Origin of the sequence: Aureispira anguillae, from assembly GCF_026000115.1 — a bacterium.
Lineage (GTDB): Bacteria > Bacteroidota > Bacteroidia > Chitinophagales > Saprospiraceae > Aureispira > Aureispira anguillae.
In genome coordinates this window covers 7,310,321-7,334,073 of record NZ_AP026867.1, presented here as the reverse complement: position 1 = coordinate 7,334,073, position 23,753 = coordinate 7,310,321, and the positions used below count along the sequence as shown (strand labels likewise).

The window sequence follows — 23,753 nt, the reverse complement described above, 5'->3', positions numbered from 1 at the left end:
TTGAACAAGAGCAGGCAGCTAAAGCTGCCTGCTTTTTTATCGTCTAACTTCAACAAACCCTTGGAACTTTTGCCCATCAGACAACTCCATCAGGTAAAAATAGGTAGCATCAGGAACTGGTTTTCCATGATGTGTCCCTCCCCAATCGTTTTTATAATTATCATTTTCATAAATTACATCTCCCCAACGATTAAATACCACAAACTTAGTCCCTTCTAATCCTTCTAAACAGGGTACAATAAACGTTTCATTTGCATCATCGTTGTTGGGAGTAATCATATTAGGGAAGTTACAATCGGTTCCCCCTTGTACATCCACAATAACCAAAGCAGTATCACAATAAATCGCAGGACAATTGGGGTTACACAACTGATAAATAAATTGTTGATCGACCAATACATCTTGCAAAATCAAATCAAATTCTCCATTCCCTAAATTGGTTAAGGTTCCACTTTCTATCGATTCGGTTATTGTTATATTCCAATTGTTATTTAGGTTATCATTTGGAATAACATCAACTGTATTGCCTGCGCTATTATAAATAATAGCAAAACTATCTGCATTGGCAATGGGTGCTGAATCCATCGTTATCACAATGGTATCCATGGAGTAATCTCGACAAGCCCCATTAGACAAAGTCCAAACAAAAGCATTGGTTCCTAAGCCCAAATTAAGCACTTCTGTTCTTGTATTAGGAGGGGTTACTATCGTTGCTGTAGAAGCTGTCGTCCACAATCCAGTTCCTACGCTTGGAGGAGTAGCATTAACCACAGCAGTATCAATCCCACAAACCACAAAGTCTTCTCCTGCATAAGCAGCATCTGTAGGCAAGGCACTAACTGTTACAATAATGCTTTCTGAATCATAATCTTGGCAAGGTCCATTAGAAACTGACCATGTAAAGGTATATGTAGAATCTAATTGCAATCCACTTGTTACCGTTGCCGCAGCCGTTGCATCTGCAATAATTACCCCCTGACTAGATTGACTCGCTGGCTGTGTCCAACGCCCTGTTGCTATAGATGGTGTAATAGCCATCAAATGGGCGGTATCTGCATTACAAATATTAATATCTAGGCCTGCATTGGCGGTATCTATTGCTAAGGTTGGTGTTACAATAATTAGCATCGTATCGATAGAATAATCGGTACAACTTCCATTGCTCAATGCCCAATAAAATTCAATGGTGTCAATTGGTAAATTAACAATATTAGAATTATTTAAGGTAGGATTGACAATAACAGCACTTGAGTTGCTCGACCAAATACCTGTACTAAAAATAGGCTGTGTAGCGTCCATATTTACAGCATTTCCATTACACAAGATGATGTCTGGTCCTGCATAAGCCACTTCTGCGGGCAAAGCATGAATCGTATAGACAACATCATCTGTACTAAAGTCGGCACAGCCTAAGGTAGATAAAGTCCAAGTAAACGTGTAAACCTGCCCTACCTGTATTCCTGTTACAGACGAATTCGGGTTGGTAGGATCAGTAATAACAATTCCTTGACTAGCTTGCCCTGCCGATTGTGTCCATAGCCCTGTACTCGTTGTTGGTGTTCCTCCTGCTAAAATAATTGAATCTACACCACATAAAACTTCATCATAACCAGCAAACGCTAAATCACTACTTACTGGGGAAATAATAACCGTAACAGAATCCATTGAATAATCAATACAGGCTCCATTTGATAAGGTCCAATAGTAGGTGGTGGTATCCTCATTAATATTAACGACCAAAGAATTGTGGTCGATTGGAGTAACGATGGTTGTAGAATCGAAACTCGTCCAAAATCCACTCCCTAAAGGAGGAGCCAAACCATCTAATTGCACGGCATTTCCTCCACACAAAACCGTATCTTCACCAGCATAAGCAACATTACTTGGCAGTACATCAATTGTAATTAAAACCTCATCAGAAGAATAATCCACACAACCTCCATTGGTCAAGGTCCATATAAATCGATAGGTTATTCCTGCGGTCAAATTACTTACCGTAGTAGCCGTATCTGTTGGATTATCAATGACAGCTCCTAAACTAGCTTGTGAAGGAGTTTGTGACCAATATCCTCCCCCTACACTTGGAGCTGTTGCATTTAGTGCAATTATACTTTGCCCACAATAAGCAGAGTCCAAGCCTGCATTTGCCACATCTGAAGATGGTGCTGTAACGGTAATGAGAAGCGTATCGTTATCATAATCGGTACAACTCCCTGAGCTTAGCGTCCAAATAAATACATTGGTACCCATTGCCAAACCCGAAACGGTAGAATGGGGTTGTGTAGGATTGCTAATTGTTGCGGTAGAAGTAGTTGTCCAAAATCCAGTAGCTATAGTCGGAACAGAAGCCGCAAGATTGGTAGTCGTTGTGACGCCACATAAATTAATGTCATTGCCCGCAAAGGCATTGTCTGGAGGCGTTGCATTAACGGCTATCGTTGTAATATCGCTAGAATAATCTTGACAGGTTCCATTACTCAATGTCCAAGTAAAAGCATACGTTGTTCCTGCTCCAAGTCCAACAACTTGTGTGTTGGGATTGGTTGGGTTTACAATGACAACGCCTTGCGCTGCTTGTGTTGCCGTTTGTGACCAAGTTCCAATTCCCGAAGAAGGGGCTATTGCCGCTAAATTTACAGCATTAACACTACAAATTACCTGATTCAAACCAGCATCTGCGGTATCGGTTGTCGTAGAAACAACAAGCAGAACGGTATCGGCTGAATAATTCTGACAAGTTCCATTACTCAACATCCAAACTAATATGCTAGTGTCTTGTGGCAAATTGGTCACTACCGTATTCGCCAAAGTAGGATCTATAATAGTCGCACTAGAGCTCGTTGTCCAATACCCCGTTCCATATTGAGAACCAAAGGCTGATAAATTAGCGGTGTTTTGATTGCACAATAAAATATCCGTCCCTGCATAAGCGTGATCAGGGGGAGCAACATCGATGGTAACTTGTACAATATCGGTACTGTAATCGATGCAATTGCCATTGCTCAACGTCCAAATAAAGTTATAACTATTGCCCTGTTGTAATCCTGTTACAGTAGTAGTTGGGTTGGTTGGGTTGGTAATCAATACCCCTTGCCCTGCTTGTGTAGCATCTTGCGTCCAACGCCCTGTCCCTAACACTGGCGTAGTAGCTGCTAATGTAGCAAGTGTTTGCCCACATAAATTTTGATCCAAGCCTGCATTAGCTATATCTGTACTTGCAGGAGTAACATCAACCACGATAGAATCAACCGAAAAATCGATGCAAGCGCCATTACTCAAGGTCCAATAGAAGGTACTTATCCCCGTTGGCAAATTATAAATTGCCGAATTAGCAAGACTTGGATTTGCAATAGTTGCTCCTGAACTAGTAGTCCAAAATCCAGTCGCAGCAGTTGGTATTGTTGCATCTAATGAAGTCGTAAATTCATTGCACAAATTAATATCACTTCCTGCATAAGCAATCGCCGTTGGAATTGGATCAACAACAACTGAGGTAGGATTTGAAGCCATGCTCAGGCAACCATTTAGGCTTGTTACCACATAATAATCTCCTGTATTGGCAACCGTCGCCCCTGTTATGGTCAAGGTTTGACCAGTACCTACACTAACATTCATGGCATTGAACCATTCATAGCTAAGTCCTACTGCCCCTGCATTCGCTGACAAAATCAGATCACTGCCTTCGCATATCGGGCTATTATTGGCTATTATCAATGGTCTTGCAGGTCTTGGATTCACCAAAACTTGTACGGTTGTATCTTCAGAACGGCATCCATTCGCATTAATAACATATAAATGATATAGTCCAGAATCCAAAACTGTTGCAGTAGCTATAGCGGTTGGACTTTGCTGATTTGAATTAAACCCATTGGGTCCTGTCCAAACATAGGTACTGGCATTTGTTGTTGTTGTTAAAACAATAGCATCTCCTTCACAAACCGTTATATTAGCTGGTACGTTGGGAGTTGTTGGCTGAGGATGTAAATTTACCCTAGTAGAACCTGCTGTTGATACACAACCATTTACGGTTATCACTAAATAGAAAGTGCTATCGGTTGTAATATTGTTAATCGTTGGGTTCTGAGTGGTCGCAACCAAAGTGGTTAACAGAGAATCAGCATACCATTCATAAGTAGCTCCTGCAATGAAAGAAGTAAATAAATTAACAGAAGTCCCTGCACATATTGGTCCATCATTAAAGACAGCTTGTGCCGCAGGAATAGCATGAATCGTTACCAAAGTAACGTTCGATAGCATAGACTCGCAGCCGTTGGCATTGGTAACGACTAATTTCCAATTGCCTGCTTGATAAAACGGACTAGAAGCTAATAATTCTAAACGTGCTACAGAGGTAACTGTATCTGCTCCATTTGGAGCAATCCACCGATAATTAGTAGCTGTAGCAGTAGTCGTTAAAGCTAGCGTATCTCCTTCACAAATCGAAGCATTACTACTCAATACAGGCTGTAAGGGGTTCGCATTAACAGTTATATGTACCGTTGTATCGGCACTTTGACAACCATTAGCGTCTATAATCGATAAAGTATAGGTACCTGAATCAATCCGTGTCGCATTAACAACCGCTGGATTTTGCAAATTGGATTGAAAGCCATTCGGTCCTGTCCAATCATAACTTGCTGCGATGGTTCCTGTTGTTAATACAATATTATCTCCTTCGCAAACTGCAAAATCGGCAGGGACAGATGGCGTAGCTGGGCGAGCAAAAACTTGCACGGTTGTCGCTCCTGCAAGAGAGGCACAACCATTTATTGTCGTTACTAGATAAAAAGTGCTATCGGTTGTAATATTGCTAATGGTTGGATTCTGAGTAGTTGCGATTAAATTTGTTAACAAAGAATCCGAGTACCAAGCATAGCTTGCGCCAGCAATAGTAGCAGTCGATAATTGCACCTGTTCCCCTATACAAATTGGACTATTATTAAATACAGCAGGAGTCATTGGGATGGGTGCAATATCTACGGTAATGGCATTAGACCTTGAGCGACAACCTGTCAATGTATCAATGCAGATCATATACCAATTACCCGATAAATAGTTTGGATTTGTAGCTGAAATTTGTGTAGAACTACCCAATGTCCACAGTACATTCCCTCCACCAGGAGCGCCTAATGTTCCAGCACTATTTCCATTGGGACCAATCCATTGAGCCTGTCCGCAATTTGCGCTAGAACTAAGCCTCAACGTATCTCCGAAGCAGAGTGGGCTATTACTCGTAATTGTTGCTATTGGTGGATTATTATTAACGGTAACCTGCACTGCACTATCCAAGCTCTGACAGCCCCAAACATTTGTTATAGATAACTGGTAACGTCCTGAATCGGCAGTGGTAGCACTTAATACGGTTGGGTTTTGCAAATTGGATTGGAAGCCATTCGGTCCTGTCCAGAAATACCCTGTTGCAGTTGTTATCGTATTTAAGACAATAGCATCCCCTTCACAAACTGCAAAGTCAGCAGGTACAGCAGGTGTTGCAGGAATAGCATAAATCTGAATTATTGTTGCTCCTGATAAGGACTTACAACCATCTACCAATACCTCTAAACGATATTGTCCTGTATCGTTAGTAGTAGCATTAGGAAGGGTTAACATTGGAACCAATGTCGTATCAATCCCTCCATTGGGCAAGGTCCAAATATATTGCACACTTGTTCCAAAGTACGATGAGGTAGATAAGGTCAAATTAGCCGTCCCTTCACAGAAAGGAGCATTGTGTGTAATTGTTGGCGTTTGAGGTTTGGGATAAATAGTTACTTCTACCGTCCCAACTGCTTGACAGCCCATAGAGTCTCTTACGGTCAATACATAACTACCAGCATTAGACGACGCTATATTAGGTATCACTGGATTCGCTAAATTAGATGTAAAGCCATTCGGCCCTGTCCACGAATAGGCTGCAATGCTTCCTATCGCATTACTCTGTAAAAACAACGTATCTAATTGGCACAGTGGCGTATAAGTTGGCACTGGTGTTATTGGTCTTGGATTCACGACAATAGTGGTAGAATCTACGAGAGATTCACAGCCATTGACAGTTGCAATGACATAATAAGTTGTTGTCGTTACCATATTAGAGATAATCGGTGTTCTGCTTGTTGCTACCAAATTGGTCAACGCAGCATCGCTATACCATTGGTAAGTCCCCCCCGTAATAAACGTTGCACTTAATCCTCCATCCTCTCCTACGCATATCGAACCATTGTTAAGCGCTTCAACTACAGGAATTGGATGAATCGTTACGTTGGTAGTATTGGACTCTGAGCGACATCCCGTTAGGGTATCAATACAGATCATCTGCCAATTTCCTGGCAAGTAGTTGGCATTGGTCGATGGAATCTGAGTTGAATTGCCCAAGGTCCACAGTACATTCCCCCCTCCTGGAGTTCCTAAAGTTGCAGCACTATTCCCATTAGGACCTATCCACTGCACCTGTCCACAATTAGCACTAGAACTAAGGTTTAAAGTATCTCCAAAACAAATTGGGCTATTTGTCATAATAACAGGCACTGGAGGAGTTGCATTTACAGTTATTGTAACCGTTGTATCCGCACTTTGACAGCCATTGCCATCTATTGTAAACAAAGTATACGTCCCTGCATCAGCCAGAGTAGCATTTGTAATGACTACTGGATTTTGAAGGTTTGATGTAAAACCATTCGGTCCTGTCCAATGATAACTTGCTGAGGAAGTACTTGTACTTAAAGTTATTGCAGCTCCTTCACAGACTGCAAAATCAGCTGGAATACTAGGAGTTGAAGGGATAGCCCGTACCGTTACGGTCGTTGACCCTGCTACAGAGCTACAGCCATTCACCGTTACTACCAAATACCAGGTTGTATCGCTTGTTATATTTACTATGGTTGGATTTTGGGTGGTAGCAACCAAATTTGTTAACCCAGCATCGCTATACCAAGCATAGCTTGCTCCTGTTAGGAAAGCCGTATTCAACTGCGCCATTCCTCCCATACATACGGGGCCTGTATTAAATAAGGCAGGCTGTGTAGGTCTACTATTGATCACTACCTGCTCCATTGCAGATGCCATAGAATTACATCCTGCTCCATTGCTTAGCATCAAGCTCCAATTCCCAGATTGGTACAAAGAATCAGTAGGCAATATATTAAGATTAGCTGTTGGTGTTGTTCTTGTCGATCCATCGGGAGCCATCCAACTATAATTAGCCGCAATAGCTGTGGTTCTTAAGACCAATGTATCTCCTTCACAAATTGAAGAATTGCTGCTTAAAATAGGGGTAGTTGGCAGGTTATCTACTGTTACATCAACGGTTGTATCGGCACTTTGACAACCATTACCATCTATTGTAAACAAAGTATACGTCCCTGCATCAGCCAGAGTAGCATTTGTAATGACTACTGGATTTTGAAGGTTTGATGTAAAACCATTTGGTCCTGTCCAATGATAACTTGCAGAGGAAGTACTCGTACTTAAAGTTATTGCAGCTCCTTCACAGACTGCAAAATCAGCTGGAATACTAGGAGTTGAAGGAATAGCCCGTACCGTTACGGTCGTTGATCCTGCTACAGAGCTACAGCCATTCACCGTTACTACCAAATACCAAGTTGTATCACTTGTTATATTTGCTATGGTTGGATTCTGGGTGGTAGCAACCAAATTTGTTAGCCCAACATCGCTATACCAAGCATAACTTGCTCCTGTTAAGAAAGCCGTATTCAACTGCGCCATTCCTCCCATACATACGGGACCTGGATTAAATACTTGTGGAGTATCAGGATTCGCATGAATAATTACTGGTATCGGATTAGATTCTGCACGGCATCCCGTTAACGTATCAATACATATCATTGACCAGTCGCCTGATAAATAATTGGCATTGGTTGCAGGAATACTTGTTGCACTTCCAATTGTCCACAAGACATTCCCTCCCCCAGGCGTTCCTAAAGTTGTCGCACTATTTCCATTAGGACCAATCCACTGACTTTGACCGCAATGAGCGCTCGAATACAAAGCTAACGTATCCCCAAAACACAAAGGACTATTACTATTGATATTAGGTACAGGGGGATTTCCATTCACCGTAACTCGTACCATTGTATCCATTGATACACAACCATTAGCATATACTACAACTAAGTGATAAGCTCCTGAATCATTTAAAGTTGCAGAGCTTATTACAGGAGGGTTTTGCAAGGTAGAATTAAATCCATTGGGTCCTGTCCATGCATAACTATCCGCTATTGTTGAAGTAGTTAAAACAATACTTTCGCCTTCACATACCGCAAAGTCAGCAGGTACAGCAGCCCCCGCAGGTTGCCCAATTACAGCTACTGTAGTAGCGGCGGCTAAAGAAGTACAACCATTCACGGTTACCACTAAATAGAAGGTGCTATCTTGTGTAATATTAGTTGCTGTGAAAGATGGAGTAGTTGCCATTAAATTCGTTAACGCAGCATCCGTATACCACTGATAAAATGCTCCTGGAGCGCTTGGCGTACTTAATATTACATCGCCGCCGATACAAACAGGGCCATTATTAGAAGCAATAGGCGCTGTTGTTGTTGCATTAATCACAACAGAAGAGTTTCCAGACTGCTGAGAGGGGCAATTATTCCCGACTTTTGTTGTCAAGGTCCAATTCCCTGATTGATAATAAGTAACATTAGTTGGATAGATCGTTAAACTTCCTATTGTTGTTATGGTATCAATCCCATTGGGGCTTACCCAACGAAAAGTATCTGCACTTGCTGTTGTTGATAAAATTAAAGTATCGCCATAACAGAGCGCTGAATTATTGGTTAACACAGGTGCTATAGGCGCTGTATTTACCGTAACATCAACCGTTGTATCTCTTGATTGACAACCATTAGCATCTATAATAGAAAGTGTATATAGCCCTGCATTTGCTACTGTAGCAGGATCAATTACTGGCGGCTGTTGTAGATTAGATGTAAAACCATTGGGTCCTGTCCAATTATAGTTACTAGCAGTTGTTCCTGTTGTTAGGGCTATAACCTCCCCTTCACATACCGTAAAATTAGCTGGCAAACTGGGAGTCATAGGTATGGCATGCAGCAAAACAGTTGTCGAAACGGCCGTAGCAACACAACCATTTACCGTTACTACTAGATAAAAAGTACTGTCTGTTGTAATATTGCTAATCGTTGGATTTTGCTGTGTAGAGATTAGGTTCGTTAATGCAGCATCGCTATACCATTCGTACAAAGCTCCACTAATTGTTGTTGTTGTCAAAAGTACTGTATTCCCTAAACAAACAGGTCCATTATTAAAAGCTGCTGTTGTTTGTCCATTATTAATCATTACATGGACAGAAAGGGAAGGCGCAGACACACAGCCATTTCCATTGATTACCGCTAAGTTCCAATTGCCCGATTGATACAAACTACTGGTTGGTGGTATTGTTATGGTTGCCGTTGTGGTGGTCGTATCGGCTCCATTGGGTGCTGTCCATCTATAAGATGCCGCAGTTGTTCCTGTTGTTAATACCAAATTATCTCCTATACAAATTGGAGAATTGGTTGTCAGCGCAGGACTTGTAGGCGCTGTATCTACTGCAACTACCGTATTAGCAGAGGGTGAACTACAGCCATTAAAATCTATGATAGACAAGGTGTATGAACCACTATTTAAAGCACTTGCATTGCTGATTACTGTTGGGTGCTGTTGAGTAGAAGAAAAGCCATTCGATCCCGTCCATTGATAAGCCGAAGCTACTGTGGTTGTGGTCAAACTTATTCCATCGCCTTCGCATACCGCAAAATTAGCTGGTACATTAGGAGCAGAAGGTATTGGATGTACACTTACAAGGGTTGAATCCAAGCTGCCTGAACAGCCATTTACCGTCACCACTAAATAAAAGGTGCTATCATTCGTTAGGTTTATTACCGTTGGCGTTCGAAGACTTGAAAATTGATTTTGTCCTCCTGCATCGGTATACCAAGCGTAACTTGCACCACTTTGCAAGCCTGCTGTTAATTCCGCTGTTCCTCCACTACAAACAGGTCCATTGTTAGACGCTAGTGTCGTGGTTGGAATGCTATTGATTGCTACTCCTACAGGAAGCGATCCCGCAGACAAACAGCCATTTCCATTGATTACCGCTAAGTTCCAATTGCCCGATTGATACAAACTACTGGTTGATGGTATTGTTATGGTTGCCGTTGTGGTGGTCGTATCGGCTCCATTGGGTGCTGTCCATCTATAAGATGCCGCAGTTGTTCCTGTTGTTAATACCAAATTATCTCCTATACAAATTGGAGAATTGGTTGTCAACGCAGGACTTGTAGGCGCTGTATCTACTGCAACTACCGTATTAGCAGAGGGTGAACTACAGCCATTAAAATCTATGATAGACAAGGTGTATGAACCACTATTTAAAGCACTTGCATTGCTGATTACCGTTGGGTGTTGCTGAGTAGAAGAAAAGCCATTGGGTCCCGTCCATTGATAAGCCGAAGCTACTGTGGTTGTGGTCAAACTTATTCCATCGCCTTCGCATACCGCAAAATTAGCTGGTACATTAGGAGCAGAAGGTATTGGATGTACACTTACAAGGGTTGAATCCAAGCTGCCTGAACAGCCATTTACCGTTACCACTAAATAAAAGGTGCTATCATTCGTTAGGTTTGTTACCGTTGGCGTTCGAAAACTTGAAAATTGATTTTGTCCTCCTGCATCGGTATACCAAGCGTAACTTGCACCACTTTGCAAGCCTGCTGTTAATTCCGCTGTTCCTCCACTACAAACAGGTCCATTGTTAGACGCTAGTGTTGTAGTTGGAATGCTATTGATTGCTACTCCTACAGGAAGCGATCCCGCAGACAAACAGCCATTTCCATTGATTACTACCAAACTCCAATTACCCGATTGATACAAACTACTGGTTGATGGTATTGTTATGGTTGCTGTTGTTGTGGTGGTATCGGCTCCATTAGGTGCTGTCCATCTATAAGATGCCGCAGTTGTTCCTGTTGTTAATACCAAATTATCTCCTATACAAATTGGCGAATTGGTTGTCAGCGCAGGGCTTGACGGCGCTGTATCTACTGCAACTACTGTATTAGCAGGTGGTGAACTACAGCCATTAAAATCTTGTACAATCAAACTATAGATTCCTGCATCTAAGCTGCTCACTGGATTAATAGCAGGAGGATTAGGAATTGTCGCACTAAAACCGTTGGGTCCTGTCCAAGTGTAACGATTGGCAATCGTTGTTGTTGTCAAACTAAGACTTTCCCCTTCACAAATCGTTGAATTTGCAGGAACATTAGGAGCTGCTGGGTTTGAATTTACAATAATGTTTATTGAATCCGCTAAAGAAACACAGCCATCTACCGTAACCACAACACTATACTGACCACTATCTGTTGCTGTTGCGTTATTAACGATTAAGCTAGGTACACCTGTTGATACAAGCCCCGTTGGTGTCGTCCAAGCATACTGTACTGTAGTCCCTGTGTAAGGAGCAACGGTCAAGGTTATAGCTCCCCCTTCACATAAGGGGCTATTCGTAGTAATAGATGGCGTAATAGGACGATCTTCAACTGCTACTTGTACAATCCCTGAGCCACTACAACCATTCGAGTCTGTAATATTAAGGGTATAACTTCCTGCATTTAATGCCGAAGAGTTGGCTATTGCTGGATTTTGATCCATTGATACAAATCCATTTGGGCCTACCCAATTATAACTCGTTGCCGTTGCGTTAGCAAATAGAAATATTGTATCCCCAAAACACAATGGATTATAACTAGGATTAACTGGCGTAGGGTTAGGATTGATTTGCACCACTGTAAAACCCGTAGCTGATAAACAACCATTCGAGTTTATTTGTACATAAAAAGTATCGGGCGAATTGGTCGCTGTCAAACCACTAATGACAGGATGCTGTGTCGCCGCTACTAAATTTGTCAAAGCAGCATCTGTATACCAGGCATAAGTTGCTCCTACAACAGAATTGACAGTTAACGTAACATTTTCGCCTTCACAAATTGGTCCTGAATTAGCCGTACTAGGAGATACAGGCGTTGCATTAATGCTCACATTAGCTGCTGTTGAAGGAAGTGAAATACAACCATTCGCATCCATTATCGCCAATGTCCAATTCCCTGCAATATAAAACGGGTTGGTAGCACTAATAGAAAGCACATTAGAAGTCGTAAAGGTATCTTGTCCGTTAGGAGCAATCCACTGATAACTTGCTGCAGATGAATTAGCAGTTAAGATCATATTATCACCACTACAAATAGGTGTATTATTGGCAAAAGAAGGAGCAGTAGGTCTCGATCTTACCATTAAATTGGTTGAGACAGGATCAGAGTTACAACCTTGATTATTGGTTGTGTATAACGTATACATCCCTGCATCAGCAAATGTAATGGGACTAATTAATTGTGTAGTAGAAGAGTTGGCACTAAAACCATTCGGTCCTGTCCAAGTATAACTATTGGCAACCGTTGTTGTTGAAAATTGCAAGCTAGTTCCTTCACAAAGAGTTGTATCTCCTGGTATAATAACAGGCGTAGCTGGTTTGGGTCTTAATTCCAATACAAAAAAGTTGGAGGTATCTGTGATACAACCATCTAATTCCACATATACAAAATAAGTCCCTGTATCCGAAACCGTAACAGGATCTAATACTAATTCATAATTATTAAAACCTGCTGGTACACCAGGCCCTGTCCAATTGTATCGTACAATATTTCCATTGTATTGCTGAACCGACAGGACAACTCTATCCCCTTCACAAAGAGGAGTATTAGCCGTAATAAAAGGATCAAAAGTATTATCAATCACAACATCTAAATCGGCACAACTATCTTGTGTATACGTATTGGCAATGCCCCCTAACCCACCTGTATTTCCAGATCGTTTAATTCCTAAATTAGAAGAAAATGCTGTCGGCATATTAGGCTCATCTACTTCTGCAATGCTTTCCCAAGTTATATTGGCACAATTGGTCAAGGTAAAACAAGGCGTGATAGAAGAAGAAGCTTGTACCTCAAAGGTCATGCTATAAACTTCTCCAACATTAATGGTATCCCAATGTGCGGTAATTGTTCCTCCTCCATTGACAGGGGCAGTTGTGATATTTGCCGTTCCTCCAGCTGAAAAACCAGAGACAAAGGTCATACCCAGTGGCAATAAATCTGTTAAACTCACATCAAAAGCTGGTGCTGTTGAAGTAACAGGATTACGGACGGTAATTGTTACAAATGAATTATTACCTGGTAGCACCTCATTAGGAGTAAATGTTTTAGAAATTTCTAATTGCGGTTCTACAATCGTTACAAAAGCAGCTCGGTCTGTCAAGGAAGAACGATTGCCAGGACTATTGGGATTGTCCCATTCTAATCGTGCTCTATTTCTAACTTGTTCGCCATTAAAGTTGGTTGCATGATTGATTACTATCGTTCTATAATAGACTTTGATTGTATCTTCTATATTATCTGTATCTAAATTTTGAAGATTGCCAAAATCCAAGGTCAGTACCCGATCTTGTTGCTCAGGATTGGCTCCAAGATTGGATATGGCAGCAGCACTTTGAACGTTAGCAAAACCTCCTCCAATAGAAGTAGTTATATTGATATTCCCCGAAGAATTACAAATCACAATCGAATCTACAGCAACAAAAGCAAGCCCTTCGTCTAGCTGATCGACCAAAGTTACATTATTGAGGTTCCCTTCGGGTACATTCAGTTGTACTTCATAAGCAATTACTTCCCCTATACTTGCTCTTGTATTAGTACCACTATAATTGGGAAGAATATAATCGACTACTTTGTTCATTGTTGGGTTGGCTGCTTGAACAGTAGCTTGGTCATTCACAGGAGAAAACTTAGACCCTCCTCTTTCTGAAGCCCAATCTACCTCAGCAGTATTAAGCATTTGAGTACCTCCTTCTAAGCCTGTGATCGCATCACAAACATAAGAGATCGTAATCAAATCATTATTACTAGGAGCATTTACAAAAGCAATAGAATCAGTTGGTGCAGCTAGATTAATCGTTAATGTATTGCCTGTAAAACCACCTGTAAATGTCATTGGGTTATTCCCTGCATCCACAACTGGGTTGGGAGCCACCAAGGCACAATTGGTTAATTCAGGGGGGGCAACATCTCTAACTTGGAGATCATACCCTGGTGCATTGCCATTATTAGCCACAGTAAGATCAAAAAATATTTGATCTCCTGCATCTATGTTGGTGATATTTCCATTGGGAGGATTTACAACGGGGCTAATAGAAGCATTGGGATTATCCGAAGAGACAATGCCCTTTGTTAACTCTAAGTCAGGTGCGCCAACTTGAATTAAAGTAAACAGGTTATTCGTCACATTATCTCCTGTTGAGTTATCACTGTTTACTTGCATAAAATTAGAGTGTGACAATCCATTCGCAAATGGTATTGTAGTAATTGGAATATCAATTAACAACACAATATCCACACAGCCCCCTGTAACAGCATCCGACAAATCACCAAAATCTAGAATTAAGCTATTGGTAGCAGCATCTCTAGTATAACTAAGCGGTGGGTTTGTCCAACAAGATGCTGGATCAAAACGCACATCGGTACCAAAGGTTGAAGCTAAGGATAAAACATCGTGTATTGGCAAAGGGAAAAAATCTGTAATAACCACATCATCTAAATCTAAAGAAGGAACCTGAAGTTCTAAACGATATTGCACGACATCTCCAGGCCACCATTGCCCATTTCGTCCTGCTCCTGTAGGGGGATTGTTATTTACTGTTTTTTGGAAGGAAATACCAATAATATCAATTGGGGAGTCATCGCTACTCGTACAAGCCGTTGCCCCTTCTACCAAGTTATAAGTAATACTAGAGGTATTTGTCAAACCATCTCTACTCAAAACAGGATCGCCATTATTGTAGGTTTGGTTTACATCTGCTGTGTATTCCAAAGCAGCAGAGGCACAAGGTAATATGTTAGCTCCCTGTTGAGCATGAATATCAACGGTAACCGTTGAGCCCGTTCCAGGACCAGCAACAACCGTCACATTTGCAGGCGCAACAGCAGCCCCTCCCCATGTCAAACTTGCAGGATTGTAAACCATACCATCTGGCACTACAAAAGTAATGGTTGCAGCATTTAGCCCAGCTGTATATTCCGTAATATTAAAATCTATGGTATAAAGGATAGTTTGACCAACCAAAACAGGAGTTCCTGCATTGTTCGTATGCTCAAGATTAACGTGTGTAATATGGGCAGCAACAGTATCATTTTGGACGGGACTACCTGATGCATTAATCGATGCAGTATTATTAATGGTAGCATTATCACAAATCGCCTCATTTAAGGTATCAATGACTGCGGCATCAAAAGTTACCTGCATATCTATATTAGCAGTTGAGCCTGCATAATTGCCCGAACAAGTTACCGTCAACGTTCCCCCCGTTCCACCAATAGGAGGCTCCGTTGCCAAACAGCCTGTAGGCAAACTAATGTTCCCTAAATAACTAAGTTCACTCGGTAAAATATCTGTAATGGTAATGGGACCATTTAATGTTCCAGAAGCAGCAATATCAACATTCAACTGATATTGGTGAACATGACACAAACCTGTTCCACCTCCTGGCACTACATTAAATACACTATTGTTGTTTAAACCGTTTACCCTTTTCTCAAATTGAAATAAAACGGGGCTAATCGATTCGCAGACACTAGCACCCGCAATTGAGCCGTTCGTCCCCGTTGGACTGTCCCCAAATTTGTACATTCCTTGTACACAAATATCCACAGGAACGCCAACTGTAGCAGCAGGGTCAATGGTTATGCAAACTTCACTAACCAAACTAGCACCACCTTGGATCATGGCACCAACAGGGTATTCTAATAAAATCACACCACTGCCCACAGGCGCAAAAATAGTATCATTCGTTGTTGAGCTAGTATTGGATTGGGCAATGGGATCAAGGACAAAATTATTCCCTGCTCCTGGTCCAATTGTTCCTAAATTCTGTACCGTTTGAGCTGCTCCACTAAATGTTGCACTATTAAACGTAAACCCAGGAGGAATAATTAACCTTACATAAGGACCATATCCAATAGCTCCAGTATTTACAAATGTCACAGGAAAACAGACTTGTTCTCCTGCAAACCCTTCTAGCGGCGTTGCATTGGTTAGGGTTGGTGTTTGAGCGTTAAGTGTCGCAATATTCCAACATAAAAAACAGCACAAAGCCCATACAAATGAGTGTATTTTTGTTTGCATAAAAGTGTTGTTTAAAATCGTAATCTAAGTACAGGACAAAATAGGTAAAGAATACTTATAAAGTACTGTTTAAGCTAAAACCTATATTTCGACCTTAGATTCTAGACCGCTTTGTTTTTAGATGTTAGACCCTACTAAGCCATTATAGGGTCTAACATCTAAAAATATGAATGTAATGATCAAGCAGGCTTGATCTAATACATCAACGGCATAGGTGGATCTAAAATCTTAAAACAGCCCAACCAAACCTTTACTTTACTCAATTCCAACCATTTAACTCACCTTACTAGTAATATAATTTAGCTCGCTTTGCTTGTGAGCCAACAAGCTGGGTTGTCCTGTACACAGAATCGTAATAGTATTCAAGCAAAAAAACAAAGGTAATTGAAGAAAGAAGATTTACTTTGAGAAGAATAATATTTTGCGTTAAAATAAATAAATCTAATTAGTTTTAATTGTTTATTCTTGCCAAGAATAAACTTGCACTTGGCAAGAATAAACAGCCTTTGACCAGCACCACAACAAACCACTAACAATCAACACTTTAAAATCAATTCAATCTAAAAAATCCTTATCTCCTTGTAGTACTTTCATTTCAACTCTGTTATTTATAGCATGTTCTGCTTTAGAACAAGATTTTCCGTTGGTACAATGATTTATAATCTGTGATTCTCCCACAGGAACAATAGAGAATTGGTTTATTTCGATCCCTTTTTCGATCAAGAACTCATGAATAAATTTGCCTCTTCGTTGCGCCAACAACCAGTTATAGCGCTCGCTCTTTCTAGCATCTGTATGAATATGAAGTTCTACAATAAGTTGAGGGTTATCGGATAAGGTTTGATACAATACCTCTAATGCTTCATTTCCTACTTTATTCAACTGCCGAGTTTTGCCTTCAAACACTAGGTTCTCTAATAAAACAGAGTCCCCCTTTGCAAATTTTCCTTTTTCTTCTTCGATTACCTCTTCTTTGGGGCTAATTTTTTGAGGTTGGATATTAAATTCTAAAAGTGGATTTCTTCTATCTTGGCAATATTGTTCTAGCAAATTAATGGTATCAATTTGTTGTTGTTCATTGTCCAAAAAAGGAATAATAAGGTAACTTCGCCCACACTGTCCACAGGCAAAATAATACCCCTTATTGTCAATTGCTACCGTTTCGGTTTCTCTTGATTCAAGATCTTTGAGAATAAAAAAATTATTTCCAGTTAATGCTACATCTGTCCGTACTTGACCTTTGATTCTATAACAATTTTTAGGGCGCATAGAAAGCCCAAACTTATTCTTTCCTGTGCGGCTAATATCATTCGTTGACAATACGGTTATTTGGGTATAATAATCCTGTTTTTTTGTGGTAATGGTATAGGTTTTATCCTTATTCAACGATAAATTGACGGTTCCTGTGCTATCGGTATGATAAACGCCATAAGTATAGTATTTTCCATCTGTTTCCTTTTGCTTAACCGTTAATTTTGCCTCGGTTATTGCTTTTAGGTTGTAGGCATTTTCAACATAGATTGCTGTTGGAACGGTCATTTGGTAAGCCTGAATAAATTCAATATTCAAACAAGTCAATAATACAATTAAAATAAAATGGTTATTATTCCCCATACTAGTCTATTTACTCTATTTTATAACAACACACTATTAAATATAGCAAAAATTAAATTACCTAAACACTTCATATTGTAAACTATACTTATAAAAACGAAGAGCAAATCAAATAAAATTTATGCGCTTCACTTTATACGGCTTAAAGTTTATGTTTTTTATTTCTTTTCCAAAAGAAAAAAGCCACCAAAAAAGCAAAACTACCTACCGCTATCCACAACCACCATAAACTGCTATTTTCTTCCACCAAACAAGCTACTTCATCGGTATTACCAACAACAATTAACCCTCCCCACAATTGAGGTGTTCGGGTCTCTAGTCGGTATTCTCTAATAAAATCCAGCTTTGCTTGTTGAAGAGCTTTGTGCTTAGGCAGACCATTTTTTAAATGTTGATAAAAACCCTCCATAATAACTTGAGTAGCTTGATCAGAAACAGGCCAAAGCGTCATAATCATATTAGGGGCACCACTATAAGCAAACCCTCTAGCAATACTCATTACGCCCTCTCCCGCATAAAGTTTCCCTACTCCCGAATTACATGCACTTAAGGTTACCAATTCTGCGTTTAGTTCCAACCCAAACAATTCGTGCGTATGCAATAAGCCATCGTTTTTATCATCTGTAATAAAAGCCAAGCTAGAAAACATAGGGTCGCTATGGTTGACAATCCCATGGGTAGCAAAGTGCAATACTCCATACTGGTTGGCTGTTTCTTTAAAAAAAGTTTCTGTGGCTTGCCCTCCAACAACTCCCAGGCTATTTTGGGTAAATAACTGTTCCAAAACTTTAACTTCTTGAGCAGCATAAGTGAGCGGTTCTAGTCCTAACTCACCTACGACCTTTGAATAATCTTCGTTTTGATTGAGCATCGAATCTATTAATCCAAAATCTGGGGCAAATCCTATAATTTTTTTAGGTATATTACTATGAATTAAAAGATCCTGACTTGCTAAATAAATAGTTGCCGAATAATTGTAACAAAATGCATACGCTTCATTCATATACTGTAGGTCGTCCTTTCCAGCCATGGGAAGAATACCAAATGGAATATTATTGAGCAAACCATCTGGAATGACAATTAAATCCTTATTAAGAATTCGATTGCTCAACGGAGTGATCAACAGCTCATATAAGCTATTGCCATTGTATACTAATTCCTGCATTTCATTTTTGCGAATAGCTTTTAAAAACTTTGCAATCCTAACATTTGTCAGCCCTATATTATGGGGCACTAAATGGCAAACAGCAGTTGTTTGGTCAATGGTAAAAACTAAAATTGCAGAGTCTAACATTAGGTAATCCACCATCATTTCCTCCTCTTTTAGTACCTGTTGAATATCGGAAATCGATGCGGTGGAATAATTGTATTTAAGATCAAAATACTTGGGGTATTTTTTTTCTAAAAAAACAACCAACTTTTCGTGCACTTTAGTAATATCTTTTAGCTGTTTTTCTAGTGCTACCAAACGCTCTATATCTTTATATTTTCCTTGCTTAATTTCATAATAAATTTCACCTTTTAAGTACGCAATTTCTATTTTTTGCTGATTTTCTTTTTGTATAATAGAATCGGGGATGTTGGCTATTTTTCGAGCTTTTAAATCTCGAAGCGCCTCTAACAAAAGTGATCCTTTTGCAATTTCGACATAATCAAAAGCCCTATGCAAATATCGTTCTTCCTGTGTAGCAAGGTGTAATTCATAACAAACCAAAGCAGCTTGTTCGCTAAATTCCTGTGCCAAACGTGCTAACTGGTATTTAGACCCTTCTTTTCGGTAGGTTCTACGCAATTTATTCAATAATTTGATGGTCGCATCAAACATGGCTAGAGCCTGTACCAATGTTTTGGTGTCCTTATTTTTGCTATACAATCCCTTTAATACCTTTCCCTTTGTTCCAATTGCATACAGTAGTTCTAAAGGAAATTTTGCCTGATCAATAGCAGGCACATCATTGGGGTTAAAGGGCTGCCCTTCCTCAAGACAAGCCTCTAAAGCCTTATCAATAAACCCCATTGCTTCCCCATATATTTTTTCTTCTAAATAGACCTCACTCAAGGATCTAGAAGCCTCAACCACCATGGGGTGTTTTTTAGCATAAATGGTCTTCATCAATCCCAAAGCCTTCTCAAAATGCCCTTTGGCACGTGCATAGTTTTTGGTTTTAAAAAACAGCGCCCCTTTTGCCATCTGGACATCTATTTCGGCAATAACCTGTTTATTGGGTTTTAATTCGGGAATAACCAAACTAGATTCATGGTAACTTAATAAAGAGATATTATGGTTATCTGATAAATTGGGTTCTGGCAAATAGGTAATCTTTTCCTCTTTAATATTGGTCAATTCTTCCTCCAAAGACCACCCCTCATTCCGTTGGGTCATTTTTTTATAACTAGCCTTAGCTTGCACAGAATTGGTTTGTTTGCTACTTAGTTTTCCAAACTGCAAAAATGCTTTGAAATTTTCTTCTGGAAGTTTATTTTTTTGAGGACTCCAACTATTTAAGGCACTACCATTTAAAATCAATGCTAAATCGTACTTTTCTCTATCAAAATAAATGGTAGAAAGCATAAATTTTGCATCCGAGTTTTCTCCTTCAGTAAGGTCATATTTTAGAGCTTTGTCCAAATAAATCTCTGCTGCATCATAGTCTTTTCGTCTAAAATAAACCCCACCCAAACGATAATATAATTCACCTGCTCGCTCTGGATCATCTTTGAGTAAGGTATCTTTTTGGCTCAACACTTTTTGGTACCGATCAATTGCCTCATTAGGCTCCAAAACTTTGTCGTACACTTCGCCCGCCAAAATTTTCATATCTGCCAACTGCTTATAATTCACTTCTTCATGAGGCTGTTCCTCTGCAACAGCTATAGCTTGGTTATAATATTCCAAAGCTTTAGGATAATCAGCTCGATCATAATATAAATCCCCTAGCGATTTGTTTAACTCAATATGCATTGGAGCCGACAAATCAGCTCCTACTTTCTGACTAATCTCATGCCCTTCATCCAATAAAGGTACGGCCAAATCATATTCTTTATAGACCAGATGATATTTGCCCAAAACAATATTTAGGCGTGCCTGCACGACTTGTGACAACTGGTCTAATTCGGCTGCGGTTAACTCAGCCTCTTTTAATAATTCAAAAACCTTCCCTTGTTTTCCAAGGTTAATTTTAGACAACGCCTCGGTAACCAAGGCTTGTATATATACCTCTTTCTTAGCCGTTGAGGATTTTGCTAAATTTGCATATTGTTTAGCAGCGCTATCAAATTCTCCTTTTCCAAAAACAACATCTATTTGTTTTAATGGAGTAGAATTTTGAGCCAAACTTTCTGCCCTTGCCCCTATTACAACGATTAAAAAACAAATAAATCGCCACAACAATGGATTAAAACTATTCAGGCAATTCCAAGAAACTTCTTTTTTCATCACAGCTTTATTATTATTTATCCTCAAACTTAAAGTTTTAGATTAAGTTTAACAACTCTATTTCAATTTAGAAACAAAGAACGCTCAATAAGCATTCTTTATTAAAGAATTATTTAAGTTTTATTTTTCACTAAAATAAGTTTTTAAATTGATAACAATTCTTTAAAACTTACGTATTTTATGCTCGCTAGAAATACTCCAATTCTAAGGGTTAAATTGATCGTTAGCCATTCAAAATAAGCACTGAATTGCTTTTTAAAATATCCATTTTGCGACTATTTTGAATGCCGCTTAATGAGATACAACACAAAGCATTCAACTACAATTTATAGCTGATTTTTTATTAACATTATTCCGCTATCAAATTCGTGCAAGATGTTTTTGTTAACTATCTCATGAGCATAGCGAACTAAAAACTAAACAACTATTTCATAACCATGAATATAATGAACGAGCAGCTTAGTGAATGAACATAGTGAACCGAGTCCTGCGAGCTCATAAGCGTTAGCGCACCAACTAATCAGCAGAGTATTATATTAAAACACTTATATGGAATTACTTTATTTAGGAATTGGAATTTTTATTGGATTATTATTAGGTTATTTAATTGGCATTCTAAAAACCAAAAATAGCAAGACTTCTGATGATAATAAATATATACTTCGTGAAGTGCATCAAAGTGTTTTAGCTAGAATTGAAAAATTAGAGCATACGCTAGAAGATAAGGAAATTGAGTGTATTGACCTAAATAAAGCCCTAGCTGGTCAAGAACAGATTATTTATAACCAGAAAGAGAAGTTAAAAGATCAAGATAAAAATTTACAGCAGATTCAAGAACAGTTGCGCTTAGAATTTTCAAATACTGCCAATCTATTACTAGAGGAAAAAAGCCAAAAGTTTACGACTCAAAACCAAGAAAACTTAGATAATCTACTAAAACCCTTGCAAGAAAAATTACTATCTTTTGAACAAAAAGTAGAGTACTATTATAGCGATCAAACCAAGGATAGAGCAACACTAAAGGAGCAAATTCGGAACCTCACTCAGTTGAACCAACAGATGAATGAAGAGACTCGAAACCTTACTAATGCTCTAAAAGGAGAAGCCAAAACACAGGGCAATTGGGGAGAGTTAATCCTTGAACGTATCCTTGAAAAATCAGGTTTGAGAAAGGATGCTGAATACTTTACCCAAAGTCATTATCTCAGTGAAGAGGGTCGCCATCAATTTCCAGATTTAATTCTAAATCTACCGAATAAAAAACACCTTGTAATCGATTCCAAAATGAGTTTGACCGCTTACGAACGTTTTTGTTCTGCTGCTACAGATGTCGAAGCTCAAAAGGCACTCAAAGAGCATCTAACCTCTGTCAAAAAACACGTTAAAGAACTGAGTGTCAAAAAATACCAACAAATCCATGAACTGAATACCGTGGATTTTGTTTTAATGTTTGTTCCCTTAGAGGCTGCTTTTGCGTTGGCTATGCAAAATGATCATAATCTATTTTATCAAGCCTTCGAACAAAATGTTATCATTGTTAGCCCTATGACCTTATTGGTTACAACAAGAACAATTTCTAATGTTTGGCAACAAGAAAACCAAAACCGTCATGCCTTAGAGATCGCCCAACAAGCAGGGAGAATGTATGATAAGTTTGTTAATTTTGTGGGAGATTTAGAGCAAATTGGAGCTAAGATCCAAACGGTAGAACAATCCTATAATGAAGCCATGAAGAAACTACAATTTGGAAAAGGGAATTTGATTGGCAGAGCAACCAAACTAAAAGAATTGGGGGCTAAAACGAGTAAACAACTGCCTGATAAATTTGAGGATAATGGTTAGAGTCTTTCTAAATTTTTTCGTTCTTTGACAAATCATGTGATCATAATTAAAAGCAACAGCCATTGTGTTCTATTATTTCCACACGATTTGCCAAATAACTACTTAAAACAAGTGCTTGCGAGCCAGCTTTTTTAAGTTTAATAAAATCAACGGAGTAATGTAAAATTTAAACACAATCTTAAATTCTAATGGTGTTTATGGTAGATAATCCAACAGCTATCGTGCTTTTTGATGGGGTATGCAATTTGTGTAACCACTCTGTACAGTTCGTTATTAAGCGTGATGCTAAGAACTATTTTAAATTTGGAGCCTTACAATCGGAGAAAGGCAAAGCCTTATTGGAACAATATAAGCTTCCCTTAGATGCTTTGGATACGGTTGTGTTAATTGAGCATGGGAAAGCCTATACTTATTCTACGGCTCCTCTGCGAATTGCTCGAAAATTATCGGGTTTATGGCCTATTTTATCGATTTTTTTATTGGTGCCTTCCTTTATCCGACATCCTATTTATCGTTGGATTGGGAGAAATCGATATCGTTGGTTTGGCGAAAAAGATAGTTGCATGATGCCTAGTCCTGAGCTTCGTAAACGTTTTTTATAGTTCTTAAACAGCAA

General features: G+C 39.4%; 5 protein-coding genes. 2 read left to right on the top strand and 3 right to left on the bottom strand.

From position 1 onward, the window contains the following. Window positions 1-36: 36 nt before the first annotated feature. The 3 genes from AsAng_RS28425 to AsAng_RS28415 all read right to left on the bottom strand — a co-directional run bounded on the left by AsAng_RS28425 (window position 37) and on the right by AsAng_RS28415 (window position 21,295). Entirely contained in the window at window positions 37-16,245 is a 16,209-nt protein-coding gene (locus tag AsAng_RS28425) for an Ig-like domain-containing protein (protein ID WP_264790543.1), read from the bottom strand. 555 nt (window positions 16,246-16,800) lie between these two features. Continuing rightward, on the bottom strand, window positions 16,801-17,859 hold the full coding sequence (locus tag AsAng_RS28420; RefSeq protein WP_264790542.1) for an OmpA family protein: 1,059 nt from the start codon (window positions 17,857-17,859) through the stop codon (window positions 16,801-16,803). A 142-nt stretch (window positions 17,860-18,001) separates the two neighbouring features. Further along, complete coding sequence (locus AsAng_RS28415) at window positions 18,002-21,295, bottom strand: CHAT domain-containing protein (RefSeq protein WP_264790541.1); 3,294 nt, start codon at window positions 21,293-21,295, stop codon at window positions 18,002-18,004. A gap of 549 nt (window positions 21,296-21,844) precedes the next feature. Here AsAng_RS28415 and AsAng_RS28410 point away from each other — a divergent pair. Together AsAng_RS28410 and AsAng_RS28405 are read left to right on the top strand one after the other, a co-directional pair. Next, entirely contained in the window at window positions 21,845-23,137 is a 1,293-nt protein-coding gene (locus tag AsAng_RS28410; RefSeq protein ID WP_264790540.1) for a DNA recombination protein RmuC, read from the top strand. A 197-nt stretch (window positions 23,138-23,334) separates the two neighbouring features. Continuing rightward, a complete protein-coding gene (locus AsAng_RS28405) occupies window positions 23,335-23,739 on the top strand; it encodes a thiol-disulfide oxidoreductase DCC family protein (RefSeq protein ID WP_264790539.1) in 405 nt (134 codons plus the stop codon). Window positions 23,740-23,753 lie beyond the last annotated feature (14 nt).

Coding starts and splice junctions, on each gene's coding strand:
- AsAng_RS28410 (WP_264790540.1), top strand. CDS start 21,845: ATGGAATTACTTTATTTAGGAATTGGAATTTTTATTGGATTATTATTA.
- AsAng_RS28420 (WP_264790542.1), bottom strand. CDS start 17,859: ATGGGGAATAATAACCATTTTATTTTAATTGTATTATTGACTTGTTTG.
- AsAng_RS28425 (WP_264790543.1), bottom strand. CDS start 16,245: ATGCAAACAAAAATACACTCATTTGTATGGGCTTTGTGCTGTTTTTTA.
- AsAng_RS28415 (WP_264790541.1), bottom strand. CDS start 21,295: ATGAAAAAAGAAGTTTCTTGGAATTGCCTGAATAGTTTTAATCCATTG.
- AsAng_RS28405 (WP_264790539.1), top strand. CDS start 23,335: ATGGTAGATAATCCAACAGCTATCGTGCTTTTTGATGGGGTATGCAAT.